Source organism: Roseateles chitinivorans, from assembly GCF_050632235.1.
GTDB classification, from domain to species: Bacteria; Pseudomonadota; Gammaproteobacteria; order Burkholderiales; family Burkholderiaceae_C; genus Roseateles; species Roseateles chitinivorans_A.
This window is the reverse complement of the sequence record NZ_CP192584.1, coordinates 1,135,161-1,148,946: the sequence shown is the minus strand read 5'-3', so window position 1 is coordinate 1,148,946 and position 13,786 is coordinate 1,135,161. Positions and strand designations below refer to the sequence as shown.

Below are 13,786 nucleotides of genomic sequence, written 5' to 3'. Positions count from 1 at the left end.
GTCAGTGCTCCGTTCCCAGGTAGGCCGCGCGCACCTCGGGGCTGGCCTGCACCTCGGCGGGCGTGCCCTCGATCAGCTTGGTGCCGAACTCCATCACCACGATGCGGTCCGTCAGGCCCATGACGAAGTCCATGTCGTGCTCGACCAGCAGGATGCTCATGCCCCCCGCACGCAACTGGCGCAGCACGTCGGCCAGCGCCTGCTTCTCCTTGTGGCGCAGGCCCGCGGCGGGCTCGTCCAGCAACAGCAGCGACGGGTCGCTGCACAGCGCCCGCGCGATCTCCATCAGCCGCTGCGGCCCGAGCGCCAGGTTGCCCGCGAGTTCATGCAGATGGTCCTGCATGCCGATGCGGCGCAGCTGGGTCTCGGCTTCGGCGAAGAGGCGTTTCTCCTCCGCGCGATCGAGGCGAAGCATCGCCCGCGCCGTGCCACTGTGCGAGCGCAGGTAGCCGCCGAGCGCGACGTTCTCCAGCACCGTCATGTCCGCGATCATCTTCACGTGCTGGAAGGTCCGCGACAGGCCGCGACGCGCGATCTGTCGCGCCGGCAGGCCGGTGATGGACTCGCCGGCGAAGCGCAGTTCGCCGCTGGTCGCGGTCAGCACGCCGGAGACCAGGTTGAAGGTCGTCGACTTGCCGGCGCCGTTCGGCCCGATCAGGCCCATGATCTCGCCCGCGCGCAGCTCGAAGCTGACGTCGTTCACGGCCACCAGTCCGCCGAACTGCTTGCGCAGCTTGTCGACCTTCAACAGCACCGAGCCGGCCTGAGGCTTCGCGCGCGACTCGAGCGGGGCGGCCCCCTCCCAGTCCCGCTCGCGAGGCCGTGCGGGCCACCAGCGCGACAGCGCCGTCTGCAGCGACGGCCACAGGCCTTTCGGCGCGTACTTCAGCATCAGCACCAGCACGACGCCGAGCACGATGATCTCGAAGTTGCCGTTGCTGCCGAGCAGCGCGGGCAGCAGCTCCTTGAGCTGGTCCTCGATGATCTTGAACACACCCGCGCCGACGAAGGCGCCCCACACGCTGGACACGCCGCCGACGACCGCCATGAACAGGTATTCGATCCCCATCTTCAGGCCGAAGGGGCTCGGGTTCACCGTGCGCTGGACGTGCGCGAAGAGCCAGCCCGAGATCGACGCCAGCAGCGCGGCGATCAGGAAGACCACGACCTTGTAGCGGAAGGTCGAGACACCCATCGATTCGGCCATCACCGTCGCCCCACCGAGCGCCCGGATCGCCCGTCCTGGACGCGAGTCCAGCAGGTTTCGCACGGCGATGGCGCCGAGGATCGCGAACAGCCAGATCAGGTAGTAGATCGCGCGACCGTCGGCGAGGCTGACGCCGAACAGCGTGATTGCCGGCACGCCGAGCAGGCCGTCGTACTTGCCCAGGGACTCCATGTTGGCGATGGTGAAGTTCAGGCTCAGCGCCCAGGCGATCGTCGCCAGCGGCAGGTAGTGCCCCGACATGCGCAGCGTGATCAGGGCCAGTACCAGCGCAATGCCGAGCGTGATCACGAGGCCCGCGGCCAGGCCGATCCAGGGCGAGAGCCCGTAGCGCGCGCTCAGCAGGGCCGTGGTGTACGCGCCGACGCCGACGAAGGCGGCCTGCCCGAACGAGGTCAGCCCGCCCACGCCGGTCAGCAGCACCAGCCCCAGGGCGACGAGCGCGAACATGCCGATGTAGTTCAGCTGGGTGATCCAGAACTCGGGGACCGGCAGCAACGGCAGGACGGCGAGCGTGGCCAGCAGCAGCGCCGGCACGATGCGGCGCGACCACGAGTGGGAGGCGACGGAGGGAGCCGCGGTGGAAGCGGGCGTGACAGCGGCCTTCACGGCCACGGATGGATCGGAGGCCACGTCAATGCTCCTCGTGATGCGGGTCGCGCCAGCTGCGCCACAGCAGCACCGGCAGGATGGAGGTGAAGACGATGACCTCCTTGAAGGCGCTGGCCCAGAAGGAACTGAACGATTCGATCAGCCCGACCAGCAGCGCGCCGAGCGCGGCGCCCGGATAACTCGACAGCCCGGCGAAGACGGCGGCCACGAAGCCCTTCAGGCCGATGAGGAAGCCGCTGTCGTAGAAGATCGTCGTCGTGGGGCTGATCAGGATGCCCGACAGCGCGCCGATGAAGGCCGCGAGCGTGAACGACAGCCGGCCCGCCGACGTACTGGAAATCCCCATGAGCCGGGCACCGAGCCGGTTCACCGCGGTCGCGCGCAGCGCCTTCCCGTAGAGGCTCTTCTCGAAGAACAGCCACAGCGCGACGATCAGCGCCGCCGAGGCCATCACGATGATCAGCGTCTGGCCCGAGAACATCAGGGGCCCCGCCGAATAGCTCGCCTCCCAGAAGCTCGGATTGCGCGAGCCCTCGGCCCCGAAGAACACCAGGCCGAGCCCGGTCAATGCGAAGTGCACGCCGACCGAGACGATCAGCAGCACCAGCACCGACGCATCCGCCAGCGACTGGTAGGCCAACCGGTAGAGCAGTCCGCCCATCGGCGTCACGACCGCCAGCGTCAGCAACGCCTGCGCCACCAGCGGCAGTTTCATCGGCGCGAGCCAGAGCGCGCAGAGTCCGATCGCGACGCCGGGCAATGCCCGCCCCGCGATCCCCGCCCATTCGGCCTTGATCCGTCCGGCGCGTGCGGCCGCGATCAGGTCCAGCACGCCCGCCAGCAGCGCCATGGCGATCAGGAAGTGGATCGTCAGCGGCGTGTGTCCGAGCTGCAGGCCTGCCAGCGTCAACGCGCCGAAGGCGACGAACTCCCCTTGAGGAATGAAGATCACCCGCGTGACCGCGAAGACCAGGACCAGGGCCAGTGCCAGCAGCGCGTAGATCGCGCCGTTGGTCACCCCGTCCAGCACCAGGATGCTTGCAATCGCCCCGTCCACCTTGTCTCCTGTCGTGGTACCGGGCAAGGCCGTTGACCGCGCGTCGCCGATGCGTGCCGGCGCCGTCGCGACCGCTCCGAAGGCCGTCGCCCGGGGGTTGGTCGTCCATGGGACGTGTGGCGACCGACTCTAGCGGGAAGCCCTCAGCCTTCCGTCAGTGGATGCCGCATTGACATTTCGCAAGAGATTAATCCGACCGGTCGGTCGAAGTTGAGGCTTGTCCGCCAGCCGGGCGCCGACCAGATGCCGGGCCGGTCAGACCGTCTCGAATTCGTTGCGCAGCGCGTGCAGGTGCAGACACGCCTTCGCGGTGGCACGGCGCAGGTCCAGTTCTTCGCGCTTGGTCCAGACACGGGCGGCATCCCGCTGCCCGAGCGCGATCACGCCGAAGGTCTTGCCGTTGATCTGCCCCGAGACGTCGAGCATCGCGCGCCAGGTCGGCGGCGGTTGCAGCGCGCTCAGCCGCGGATCAGCCAGCGCATCGGTGCAGTTGTAGACGCCCTCTGACAGCAGGGCGTCGAAATAGCCCGGATAGGCGCGTTGCTCGCAAAGCGGCCGTTGATGGCTCGCGCCGTCGACCGCATGTGCCCCGAGGCATCGCAGGCGATGTTCACCGGGCTCGCCATCCAGCAGCCAGAGGCTGGCGTGCGAGCTGCGGAAGTAGCCGCACAGCGCCTCGCTGACGGCCTGCGCATAGCGCTCGGCCAATTCGCCGGTCGTTTCCAGGCGGCTGTCGCGGGCCTCGGTCGCCGGCCATTCCATGTCCTGACTGGCCGCCCGCATGGCGGCAAACAGCCCTTCGATCCTTTCCATCGCTGCGCTCGCTCCCTGTGTGTCCTTGTTGTTGACGCCACGGTGAAACGGCGCGGCGGCATTCTAGGTGTTTTCCCTAAATCGCGCCAAGCACCTTTGAACGGGCTTTCGCCGGAGGGGAACACAGGGGCCTTCAGCAGCGGACGAATGTCTGTTGGAGCCGATTCGGGCGACCTTCGCGCGAGGTCATTAGCGATGCCCCGGTACGGGGAGGCCCCGGCTTATAGGAAAATACGGGTTTCGCCGTCTGTCCCTGGGGGGAACTTGGGACGGTCGGCGCGGCATTTCAAACTCTTATCAGGATCAGGAACAGCGTGGCCAAGGATACGACCAAGACGACCATCGAAGCCGATGGTCTGCGCTATCGCTCTAAAGCGCCAGGTTCGCCGTTCGCGGCAACCTCTTCGTTTGGCGCGGCAACCATGTCGTGCTTCCTCTGCGGAAAGCATCGCCCCCGGGCGCTGCTGAAGTCCCGCAAGCTGCTGGGCAAGTCCCAGCCAGTCTGCGCTCCTTCCTGCAAGGAACTGGAAGAGCAGCTGACCAAGAAGTAAGTCCAGGCTTACCGGGCGTCCGCAGGACGCCATGCCCTAGGACGCCCGGAAGCAGCGTCCACAGACCGCGCGGTAACGGGAGTTGCCGCCGATCTCGACCTGCGCGCCCTCGGTCTGCTTGCGACCGGTGGCGTCGACACGCATGTTCATCGTGGCCTTGCGGCCGCAATCGCAGATGGTCTTCATCTCGTCCATCTCGTCGGCGAGCGCCAGCAGCGCGGCCGAGCCCGTGAACAGCTCGCCGCGGAAGTCCGTCCGCAGGCCGTAGCAGATGACAGGCACATGGCGCATGTGCGCGATCTCGTGCAGCGACCAGACCTGGTCCTTCGTCAGGAACTGTGCCTCGTCGACAAGGATGCAGGCGATGCCTGGCGACTGCGTGATCAGCGCGCGGAAGTCCGTCTCGCCGTTGAAGACCTCCGCCACCCGCTGCGGACCCAGCCGTGACGTGACCATCCCCTTGCCATAGCGGTCGTCGACGCCGGCGGTGAACAGGCGCACCGCATGACCGCGCTCCTCGTAGTTGTGTGCCACCTGCAGCAGGGCGGTGGACTTGCCGGCATTCATCGCGGCGTAGCGGAAAAACAGTTTGGCCATGGTTCTCGAACGCCCGGGCTTCCGGGCACGCGGGCGATTGTCGGCGCAAAAACCGCCGTTCGTCGGACGGTGCTTTCACCCCGGGCAAGCGATGTAGCGGGGCGTCACACGCCCCACCTACTATCGATCGCGAGGGAATCGATGCGCCGACGGGACACGAACCCGCCGGCGCGAACAAGAGCGCCAAGCGAAGCGAGACCATGAGCAAAGACACCTGCACCGCCGTTCGGGATGACGGCCTGCGCTATGCCTCCAAGCTGGGGGGGTCGCCGTTCCAAGGCAGCGGTCAGACCCGCTCCTGTTTCAAGTGCGGTCGCCATCGGCCGCCGAGCAGCCTCCAGTCCAAGCGGATCCTGGGCCGGACCGAACTGGTCTGCAAGCCCGCCTGCGAACCGAAGACCTGATTCCACTCCGGAAGACGTCCTCAGGCAGGACGGGCGACTTCCGTCGATAGTCGCGAATTGCCACGCCCGCGCGGCTATGGGCACAATCCCCCTTTTCCCCGAAGGCCGGCCCCGCGCCGCTTGATGCATGTCCTCCAGCACCCCGCCGCAAGGCGAAGTGATCTCCTCCGAGTTCCCCGATCAGAAGGCCCCCGCCACCGAGACGACGGAGGCCGGCTTGACGGCACCCGCGTCGGAGGCCGCAGAGCCCGTGCAGGAAGTTGACGAATCCTCCGGCGAGGCCGCCACAGACGTCGAATCTGGCGAGGTCGCGCCCGTCGGCGCAACGCCTGGTCAGCCGAAGACCGCCGAGGGCGGTCGCGTCGATGTCCAGGCCGTCGCGGCCAAGCTCAAGGAGCTGTTCCCTGCGCTGTTTGCCGGCGGCGCCAAGCCGCTGAAGCTGCGCGTGCAATCCGACATCCAGCAGCGCGCGCCGGGCCAGTTCACCAAGGCACAGCTGTCCGCATTCCTGCGCCGCTACACGGGCGGCACCGGCTACCTGATCGCACTGACCCGCGCGAAGACGCGCTTCGACCTCGACGGCCAACCTGCCGGCGAGCTCAGCGATGAACACAGAGTCGCCGCACAGGAAGAACTGACCCGCCGCCGCGGCATCTCCGACGCACGCCGCGCCGAGGAAGATCGCGGTCGCCAGGAACGCTCGCAGCTGCTGCGCGACTTCTCGCGCACGACGCTGACGCCGGCAAATTTCTGCGCGCTGAAGGGCCTGACTCAGGAGCAGTTGGACGCCCAGCTGAAGCTGGCGCGCGAGGAAGAAGCGCAACAGCCGCCGCGTCCGGAGCGCAATGACCGCCCCCTCGCGGCGGTGAGCACCGTCGTGGTGGTGGACCTCGCGGCGAAGGCCATCCTGGAGGTCCGGGCCAGGGTCCGCGCGGCGACCGTCCGCGCCGTGACGGCCAAAGCCGTCCGAACGACGGACGCAAGCCCCCGCGTCAACCGCGCTGATCTTCCGATGCCCGCCACCGAGGGTGGCCTGAGCGGCCGACGCCCCCTTTGCGAGGGATGCGGACGGCCGCTCGTCGCTTGCTGGTGCGGCTGCGTGCGCCGGGTCGCGAACGGCGCGGCGCTGCTCATCCTCCAGGACGCCGACGAGGCGGGGCATGCGAAGGGAACCGGCGCGCTACTGGCGCGTTGCCTGTCGCGCGTGGAGTTGCGCGTCGGTGAGCGCTTCGAGCCACCGCCTTCCCTCGATGGATTCCTCCTGCTCTATCCACGGACAAGCGGCGAAGCACCAATCACTCGCTCGCCCAACCATCAGACACCTTCGGTGGCCGCGGGGGTCACAACGACAACACTGGTCGCGCTTGACGGCACCTGGCGCGGCAGTCGCCGGCTGCTCGCCTTGAACCCATGGCTTCAAGCGTTGCCGCGACTCGCCCTCGATGCTCCGCCGCCTTCGCGCTACACCATCCGCCGCGCCCATGCGGACACGCAGCGCAGCACACTCGAAGCCTGCGCCCTGGCGCTGGCAGTGCTCGACGGCGACGAGTCCCGCTATCTGCCGCTGTGGCTTGCCATGGAGGCCTTTGTCGCCCTGCAACGCCGCCTGGCGGGTCACCCCACACCCTCGCTGGTTTGAAGCGCCAGCGGTAAGCTGCGGCGCCATGACGACCCTCGCCACCTCGCCCACTCCAGCCCCGGCCTCTGAGCCGCGATTGACCTCGCTCTCTCACGGCGGAGGGTGCGGATGCAAGATCGCACCAGGCGTGCTGTCGGAGATCCTCAAGAGCACCAACGCCCTGCCGGTGCCCAAGGAGTTGCTGGTCGGCATCGAGACCTCGGACGATGCGGCGGTTTATCAGCTCAACGATGAGCAGGCCCTGGTCGCGACCACCGACTTCTTCATGCCGATCGTCGACGACCCGTACGACTTCGGCCGCATCGCCGCGACCAATGCGATCAGCGACGTCTACGCGATGGGAGGGCGTCCCATCATGGCGTTAGCACTCGTCGGCATGCCCATCGCGGTGCTGAGCGCAACGACGATCGGGCGCATCCTTGAAGGCGGCGCCTCCGTCTGCCGTCAGGCCGGTATCCCGATCGCTGGCGGGCACACGATCGATTCCGTCGAGCCGATCTATGGACTGGTCGCTCTGGGGCTGGTTCACCCCTTGCGCGTGAAGCGCAACGCGGACGCCAAGGTCGGCGACGTGCTCGTGCTGGGCAAGGCGCTCGGCGTGGGCGTGATGTCGGCGGCGCTGAAGAAGGGCAGACTCGACGATGCGTCCTATCAGCGAATGCTGGAGGCGACCACGTTGCTGAACACACCGGGACCGGAACTCGCGGCTCTCGACGGCGTGCACGCCTTGACCGACGTGACCGGCTTCGGATTGGCCGGGCATGCACTCGAGATCGCACGGGGCTCGCGTTGCGGGATCGAGATCGATTGGGCGGCGGTGCCCTTGCTCGAAGGTGTCCGATCCCTCGCCTCCGAGGGCCTGATCACCGGAGCATCCGGGCGCAATTGGTCCGCCTATGGCGCCGAGATCGCGCTCTCCGCCTCGCTGCCGATGGAGACGCAGGCGCTGGTCAGCGATCCGCAGACCAGCGGCGGCCTGCTCGTGTCATGCGCACCGGAGACGGTCGACCAAGTGATGGACGTCTTCGCGCGACACGGCTTTGGCGCCGCAGCCGTCATCGGACGCCTGGTCGCACCGGAGGTCGGTGTGCGGCTGACCATCAGTTGATGCGCGGAAAAAACAAAGGGCCCTCGCATGAGGGCCCTTGTTCGATTGGTTGCGGGGGCAGGATTTGAACCTACGACCTTTGGGTTATGAGCCCAACGAGCTACCAGACTGCTCCACCCCGCGGCTGTACCGCGCGGCGACCAGCGATGACGCTGATCTGCCGATTTGTTGAACGACCCTCAAACGCCTGATCGGCTTTCGTTTCGTTCAACCACGCTGCCCTGGGACAACGTTCAATATTCTGGTTGCGGGGGCAGGATTTGAACCTACGACCTTTGGGTTATGAGCCCAACGAGCTACCAGACTGCTCCACCCCGCGACTGAAGAATGAGAGTGTAGCACGGAATAGACCGCCCCTTCAAATTTCGACGACAGTCTTCCGGAGTCAGAGTCCGGCCGCCTGCAGCGACTGCAGAAAGCGGTCGGCATCCTGGAATCCGATCACGCGCACACCGGTCAGCTCCTCGCCCTTCGCGTCGAAGAAGATCGTGCCCGGCGGGCCGAAGAGCTTGAAGCGCTTCAGCAGCTCGCGGTCTCCGGCGTTGTTCGCGGTGACATCGGCCTTCAACAGCAGTGCGCCGGTCAGTTTGGCCTGCACGCGCGCATCGGTGAAGGTGAAGCGCTCCATCTCCTTGCACGAGACGCACCAGTCCGCATAAAAGTCGAGCATCACGGGTCTGCCGGCGCTGTGCAACGCTTCGTCCAATTCGGCGACTGTCGCGATCTTGCGGAAGCTCACCGCGGAAGATTCTGCGGTGGAGGCGGCACCCGACGCCTTGCTGGTGCTGATGACGCCGGCGAGCGGCTTCAGCGTGTCGGTCCCGCCGGCAGCAACGCCGATGAACTGCGCCACACCGAACACCATCGCTGCCACCGCTGCGCTCTTTCGCAGCCATACGCGCGGCGTATTGGCCTCGGTCCGTTGGAAGAGCCCCAGCAAGGCCGCGACAGCAATCAGCAATGAGCCCCACAGCGGCTGAGCGATCACCGTCGGCAACACGGGCTGCACGATCCACAGCGCCACCGAGAGCAGCAGCAGGCCAAAGAAGTATTTGACGGTCTCCATCCACGCACCGGCACGCGGCAAGAGGGTGCCAGCCGACAGACCCAGGAGCAGCAGCGGCACGCTCATGCCCCAGGCCAGCGCGAACAGCGCAAGTCCACCGATCGCGACGTTGCCGGTCTGGCTGATGTAGAGCAGCGCGCCGGCCAAGGGCGCGGCCACACAGGGGCTGACGATCAACGCGGACAGGCCGCCCATGACGAACACGCTGACGAACTTGCCGGCGGGCAGACGCTGCGTGGCGTCCGAGACGCCACCGGTAAAGCGGCTGGGCAGCTGGATCTCGTAGACGCCGAACATCGACAGCGAGAAGCCCACCAGCAGCAGCGCGAAGAGGGTCAGCACCCAGGGCTTCTGCAGGTAAGCCGCCAGGCCGCCGCCAGCCAGCCCCGCCGCGACGCCCAGCGCGGTGTAGAGCAGCGCCATGCCAAGCGAATAACTGAACGCGAGGAAGAACCCGCGCGCGCGCGAGGGGCCTCTCCCTGGCCCACGATGATCGAGGACAGGATCGGCAACATCGGCAGGACGCAGGGCGTGAGCGACAACAGCACGCCGGCGGCGAAGAACGCGCCGATGATCAACCACAGTCGACCGGACGCCAGCGCATCGTCGAGGGGCGATCCACCCGACTTCGCAGGAGCCGTCTGCGCGTCTTCTGCCGCCTTCACCGGCGACGCCTCGGCAGACGTGGCCGCCACCGCGTTGGCAATGCCGAAGCCGCTGAGCGCATCCGGTGCTGCGCCGACCTTCACCGCCCCATCGCCACCGAAGCCCTTCAGGCCCAGGGTCAACTGGCTCTTCATCGGCGGGTAGCACAGGCCCTTGTCCGCGCAGCCTTGTCCTGTCAGCACCAACTTCAACGGCCCGGCAGCAAGCGCCTCCACGGGCACCTTGATGCTCAAGTGGTCGCGATAGGTCTCGACCTCCTTCTGGAAGGTCTCGTCGAACTTGCGCTTCGGCGTCGGCCAGGCGATGTCGCCAAACTTCGCGTCGGTGGCGTCCAGCTTGAACTGGTCGCGATACATGTAATAGCCAGGTGCGATCGTGAAGTTCACCTGGAACTCACGATCACCAGTCAGTTGCACGTCGATCTTGAAGGCCTGCTCGGGATCGAGGAAATCGTCGGCGCGCGCCGGGCCGGCGAGCAAGGCCGAGGCCAGCGTCAGCAGCAGGAACAGCGCCGGCAGCAGGCGTCGCATCAGGGCAATGGGAGTCATGAACGCGGGGCGCATGCGGGACCGGTGGGACCCGCCTCGCCGTGAGGTCGGAAAGGCGCGAAGCTTAGCGCCAAGCGGACCGGCATGACGGTGGACAGGCACCATGCCCTGCTCGCACTGCGCGTATCGCGGACACACAAGAAAAAAGGCCAGCATTGCTGCTGGCCTTTCGTGCGCAGAAGCGAAGCGCTGCTTATTCAGCAGAGCCCTCGCCTTCGACGGCGTCAGGACGATCCACCAGTTCGACGTACGCCATCGGGGCGTTGTCGCCGACGCGGAAGCCCATCTTCAGGATGCGGGTGTAGCCGCCCGGACGGGTCGCGAAACGCGGGCCCAGTTCGTTGAACAGCTTCACGACGATGTCGCGGTCGCGCAGGCGGTCGAACGCCAGACGGCGGTTCGCAACAGTCGCTTCCTTGGCCAGGGTGATCAGCGGCTCGACGATGCGACGCAGTTCCTTCGCCTTGGGCAGCGTGGTCTTGATGGCTTCGTGCTTCAGCAGCGAGACCGCCATGTTGCGGAACATCGCGGCGCGGTGTTCGCTGGTGCGGTTCAGTTTACGGAGGCCGTTACGGTGGCGCATGGTGCTTTCCTTCCTTCAGTTATTGCCAGCAGCCGGATCAGGTACTGCCGGGGGCACCGGACGGATCGTCAGACCCGTCCTCTTTCAAAAATCAACGCTTGTCGAGACCTTGGGGCGGCCAGTTCTCGAGACGCGAACCCAGGGTCAGGCCGCGCGAGGCGAGCACTTCCTTGATTTCGTTCAGCGACTTGCGACCCAGGTTCGGGGTCTTCAGCAGCTCGGTCTCGGTACGCTGGATCAGGTCACCGATGTAATAGATGTTCTCGGCCTTCAGGCAGTTGGCCGAGCGCACGGTCAGCTCGAGCTCGTCGACCGGACGCAGCAGGATCGGATCGAAGCTGCTGGAACGGGCGGCCGGGGCTTGGTCGAACACGTCGACCAGATCGGTACCCTGCAGCTGCGCGAAGACGGCCATCTGCTCGACCAGGATCTTGGCCGAAGCGCGGATCGCTTCCTCGGGCGAGATCGCGCCGTTGGTCTCGATCTCCATGACCAGCTTGTCCAGGTCGGTACGCTGCTCGACGCGGGCGTTCTCGACGGCGTAGCTGACTCGCTTCACCGGGCTGAACGAGGCGTCCAGCACGATGCGGCCGATGGCCTTGGTCGGCTCGTCGCCGTAGCGGCGCATGTTGCCGGGCACGTAGCCGCGACCCTTCTCGACCTTGATCTGCATGTCCAACTTGCCGCCTTGCGACAGGTGGGCGATGACGTGATCGGGGTTGATGATCTCGACGTCGTGCGGGGTCTGGATGTCGGCGGCCGTGACCGGGCCTTCGCCTTCCTTGCGCAGGACCAGCGTCACTTCCTCACGGTTGTGCAGACGGAACACCACGCCCTTCAGGTTCAGCATGATGTGGACCACATCTTCCTGAACGCCGTCGATGGCGGAGTACTCGTGCAGCACGCCCGCGATCGTCACTTCCGTCGGCGCATAACCCACCATCGAGGACAGCAGCACGCGACGCAGGGCGTTGCCCAGCGTGTGGCCATAGCCGCGTTCGAACGGCTCCAGGATCACCTTGGCGCGATGACCGCCCAGGGGCTCCACAGTGATGGATTTGGGTTTGAGCAAATTCGTTTGCATGAGGTCTTTCTTTCAATACCCTCGGTTCGTTACACCGATAAGGCTGAGGGACCAACCAGGCCCGCCCATAAACAGCTGGCGAGCCCGGACGAGGAAAAGCCGAGCAGGCCCTTGCAGGGCCGCTCGGCAGGCACGAAAGAATTAACGCGAGTACAGCTCAACGATCAGCGACTCGTTGATCTCGGCGCCGAACTCATCGCGATCCGGCGTCTTCTTGAAGATGCCTTCCAGCTTCGTGGCGTCCACGGACACCCAGGCCGGCAGACCGATCGACTCAGCCAGCTTCAGGCTGTCGATGATGCGCAGCTGCTTCTTGGACTTCTCACGCACGGCGACCACGTCACCGGCTTTCACCAGGTAGGACGCGATGTTCACGACTTCGCCGTTCACCGTGATGCTCTTGTGCGAGACCAGCTGGCGGGATTCCGCGCGGGTCGAACCGAAGCCCATGCGATAGACGACGTTGTCCAGGCGCGATTCCAGCAGCACCAGCAGGTTGACACCGGTCGAACCCTTGCGGCGCTCGGCTTCAGCGAAGTAGCGGCGGAACTGACGCTCCAGCACGCCATACATGCGCTTGACCTTCTGCTTCTCGCGCAGCTGCAGACCGAAGTCCGACGTACGCTGACCCGAGGTGCGGCCGTGCTGACCCGGCTTGGTGTCGAACTTGGCCTTGTCGCTGATGGCGCGGCGGGCGCTCTTCAGGAACAGGTCGGTGCCTTCACGGCGGGAAAGTTTGGCCTTCGGGCCGAGGTAACGTGCCACTTTGCGTGTCCTTCATCAATCTGACGCGAGCTCGGAGACATTCCGGGCAACGCGCGAGTCCGGCCAGTGTTTTTGTAGGCTCGGACGGTGGGCTTCAAGAAGTCTGAGACTTCAATCGGGTCGACGTTTCCGCCGACACCTGCTGAGGGGCGTTGAAGCCTCCTCAGCAAAACGGCCGGCTGGCGCTCGCGCACCAGCCGGCGTGTTCTTAACGAACCGGAGATTATCGCACTAATCGCGACTGTCCCGCGGCGCCGCTTAGATGCGGCGGCGCTTCTGCGGGCGGCAACCGTTGTGCGGCACCGGCGTCACGTCAGAGATCGAGTTGATGCGGATGCCGAGCGCAGCCAGAGCGCGCACCGACGATTCGCGACCCGGGCCGGGGCCCTTGATCTTGACGTCCAGGTTCTTGATGCCCTGCTCCTGAGCCGCTCGGCCAGCCACTTCGGCAGCCACCTGGGCCGCGAAGGGGGTCGACTTGCGCGAACCCTTGAAGCCTTGGCCGCCAGAGGAGGCCCAGGACAGCGCACCACCCTGACGATCAGTGATCGTGATGATGGTGTTGTTGAACGAAGCGTGGACGTGGGCGATACCGTCGGCAACGTTCTTGCGAACCTTCTTGCGAACGCGCTGGGCAGCCTGGTTATTGGGTGCTTTTGCCATGGTTAGCTTTCTTCAGATGCCGCGGATTACTTCTTGCCGGTCGCCGCCGACTTGCGCGGACCCTTGCGGGTGCGGGCATTCGTGCGGGTACGCTGGCCGCGCACCGGCAGGCCACGGCGATGGCGGAAGCCACGATAGCAACCCAGGTCCATCAGGCGCTTGATGTTGATGGACATCTCGCGACGCAGGTCGCCTTCGATGGTCAGGCGGCCGACTTCCTCACGGATCTTTTCCAGATCGGAGTCGTTCAGGTCCTTGACCTTCTTGTCCAGCGGGATGCCGCAGTTGTTGCAGATCTTCTGCGCGGTCGTACGGCCAATGCCGTAGATCGAAGTCAGACCGATCTCCGTGTGCTTGTGCGGCGGAATGTTGATACCAGCAATACGTGCCATGTGCGTCCTCTAA

At 66.0% G+C, this 13,786-nt stretch carries 15 protein-coding genes and 2 tRNA genes; 4 read left to right on the top strand and 13 right to left on the bottom strand.

The features are described from left to right. Position 1: 1 nt before the first annotated feature. From ACQ859_RS05165 to ACQ859_RS05155, 3 genes are all read right to left on the bottom strand, one after another. Entirely contained in the window at positions 2–1,858 is a 1,857-nt protein-coding gene (locus ACQ859_RS05165) for an ABC transporter permease subunit (protein ID WP_431264854.1), read from the bottom strand. A 1-nt stretch (position 1,859) separates the two neighbouring features. Next, positions 1,860–2,894 carry a branched-chain amino acid ABC transporter permease gene (locus tag ACQ859_RS05160; RefSeq protein ID WP_431264853.1) on the bottom strand — a complete coding sequence of 345 codons (1,035 nt, stop codon included), beginning with the start codon at positions 2,892–2,894 and terminating at the stop codon, positions 1,860–1,862. A gap of 255 nt (positions 2,895–3,149) precedes the next feature. Then, the gene (locus ACQ859_RS05155) at positions 3,150–3,707 is read right to left on the bottom strand and encodes a GAF domain-containing protein (protein ID WP_431264852.1); all 558 of its coding nucleotides are present in this window, start codon (positions 3,705–3,707) and stop codon (positions 3,150–3,152) included. Positions 3,708–4,021: 314 nt separating this feature from the next. Between ACQ859_RS05155 and ACQ859_RS05150 the strand changes: the two genes are divergently transcribed. Then, complete coding sequence (locus ACQ859_RS05150; RefSeq protein WP_067278790.1) at positions 4,022–4,258, top strand: hypothetical protein; 237 nt, start codon at positions 4,022–4,024, stop codon at positions 4,256–4,258. Between the two features lie 36 nt (positions 4,259–4,294). On the opposite strand, the gene ACQ859_RS05145 is transcribed toward ACQ859_RS05150, so the two are convergent. Continuing rightward, complete coding sequence (locus ACQ859_RS05145) at positions 4,295–4,855, bottom strand: thymidine kinase (protein ID WP_431264851.1); 561 nt, start codon at positions 4,853–4,855, stop codon at positions 4,295–4,297. Positions 4,856–5,055: 200 nt separating this feature from the next. Here ACQ859_RS05145 and ACQ859_RS05140 point away from each other — a divergent pair, with 200 nt between their 5' ends. From ACQ859_RS05140 to selD, 3 genes are all read left to right on the top strand, one after another. Then, a complete protein-coding gene (locus ACQ859_RS05140) occupies positions 5,056–5,259 on the top strand; it encodes a hypothetical protein (RefSeq protein ID WP_082938792.1) in 204 nt (67 codons plus the stop codon). Between the two features lie 127 nt (positions 5,260–5,386). Next, positions 5,387–6,898, top strand: coding sequence for a DTW domain-containing protein (locus tag ACQ859_RS05135; RefSeq protein ID WP_431264850.1), 1,512 nt, complete (start codon positions 5,387–5,389; stop codon positions 6,896–6,898). A 25-nt stretch (positions 6,899–6,923) separates the two neighbouring features. Next, positions 6,924–8,006, top strand: a complete 1,083-nt coding sequence (gene selD / locus ACQ859_RS05130; RefSeq protein ID WP_431264849.1) for a selenide, water dikinase SelD — start codon at positions 6,924–6,926, stop codon at positions 8,004–8,006. 46 nt (positions 8,007–8,052) lie between these two features. Here selD and ACQ859_RS05125 read toward each other — a convergent pair. The 9 genes from ACQ859_RS05125 to rpsM form a co-directional block, all read right to left on the bottom strand. After that, a tRNA-Met gene (locus tag ACQ859_RS05125) sits at positions 8,053–8,129 on the bottom strand. A 119-nt stretch (positions 8,130–8,248) separates the two neighbouring features. Beyond that, positions 8,249–8,325, bottom strand: a tRNA-Met gene (locus ACQ859_RS05120). A gap of 66 nt (positions 8,326–8,391) precedes the next feature. Beyond that, on the bottom strand, positions 8,392–9,495 hold the full coding sequence (dsbD, locus tag ACQ859_RS05115) for a protein-disulfide reductase DsbD (RefSeq protein ID WP_431264848.1): 1,104 nt from the start codon (positions 9,493–9,495) through the stop codon (positions 8,392–8,394). Beyond that, the gene (locus tag ACQ859_RS05110; RefSeq protein WP_431264847.1) at positions 9,408–10,268 is read right to left on the bottom strand and encodes a protein-disulfide reductase DsbD domain-containing protein; all 861 of its coding nucleotides are present in this window, start codon (positions 10,266–10,268) and stop codon (positions 9,408–9,410) included. Before ACQ859_RS05110 ends, dsbD begins: the two co-directional genes overlap by 88 nt. Positions 10,269–10,479: 211 nt before the next feature. Continuing rightward, a complete protein-coding gene (gene rplQ / locus ACQ859_RS05105) occupies positions 10,480–10,869 on the bottom strand; it encodes a 50S ribosomal protein L17 (protein WP_421035258.1) in 390 nt (129 codons plus the stop codon). A gap of 91 nt (positions 10,870–10,960) precedes the next feature. Beyond that, positions 10,961–11,953: a DNA-directed RNA polymerase subunit alpha gene (locus ACQ859_RS05100; protein ID WP_067278809.1), complete on the bottom strand. Its 993-nt coding sequence runs from the start codon at positions 11,951–11,953 to the stop codon at positions 10,961–10,963. 141 nt (positions 11,954–12,094) lie between these two features. After that, the gene (gene rpsD / locus ACQ859_RS05095) at positions 12,095–12,718 is read right to left on the bottom strand and encodes a 30S ribosomal protein S4 (RefSeq protein WP_431264846.1); all 624 of its coding nucleotides are present in this window, start codon (positions 12,716–12,718) and stop codon (positions 12,095–12,097) included. 258 nt (positions 12,719–12,976) lie between these two features. Beyond that, on the bottom strand, positions 12,977–13,381 hold the full coding sequence (gene rpsK, locus ACQ859_RS05090; protein ID WP_088404621.1) for a 30S ribosomal protein S11: 405 nt from the start codon (positions 13,379–13,381) through the stop codon (positions 12,977–12,979). A 26-nt stretch (positions 13,382–13,407) separates the two neighbouring features. After that, positions 13,408–13,773, bottom strand: a complete 366-nt coding sequence (gene rpsM / locus ACQ859_RS05085) for a 30S ribosomal protein S13 (protein ID WP_421035259.1) — start codon at positions 13,771–13,773, stop codon at positions 13,408–13,410. Positions 13,774–13,786: the final 13 nt, after the last annotated feature.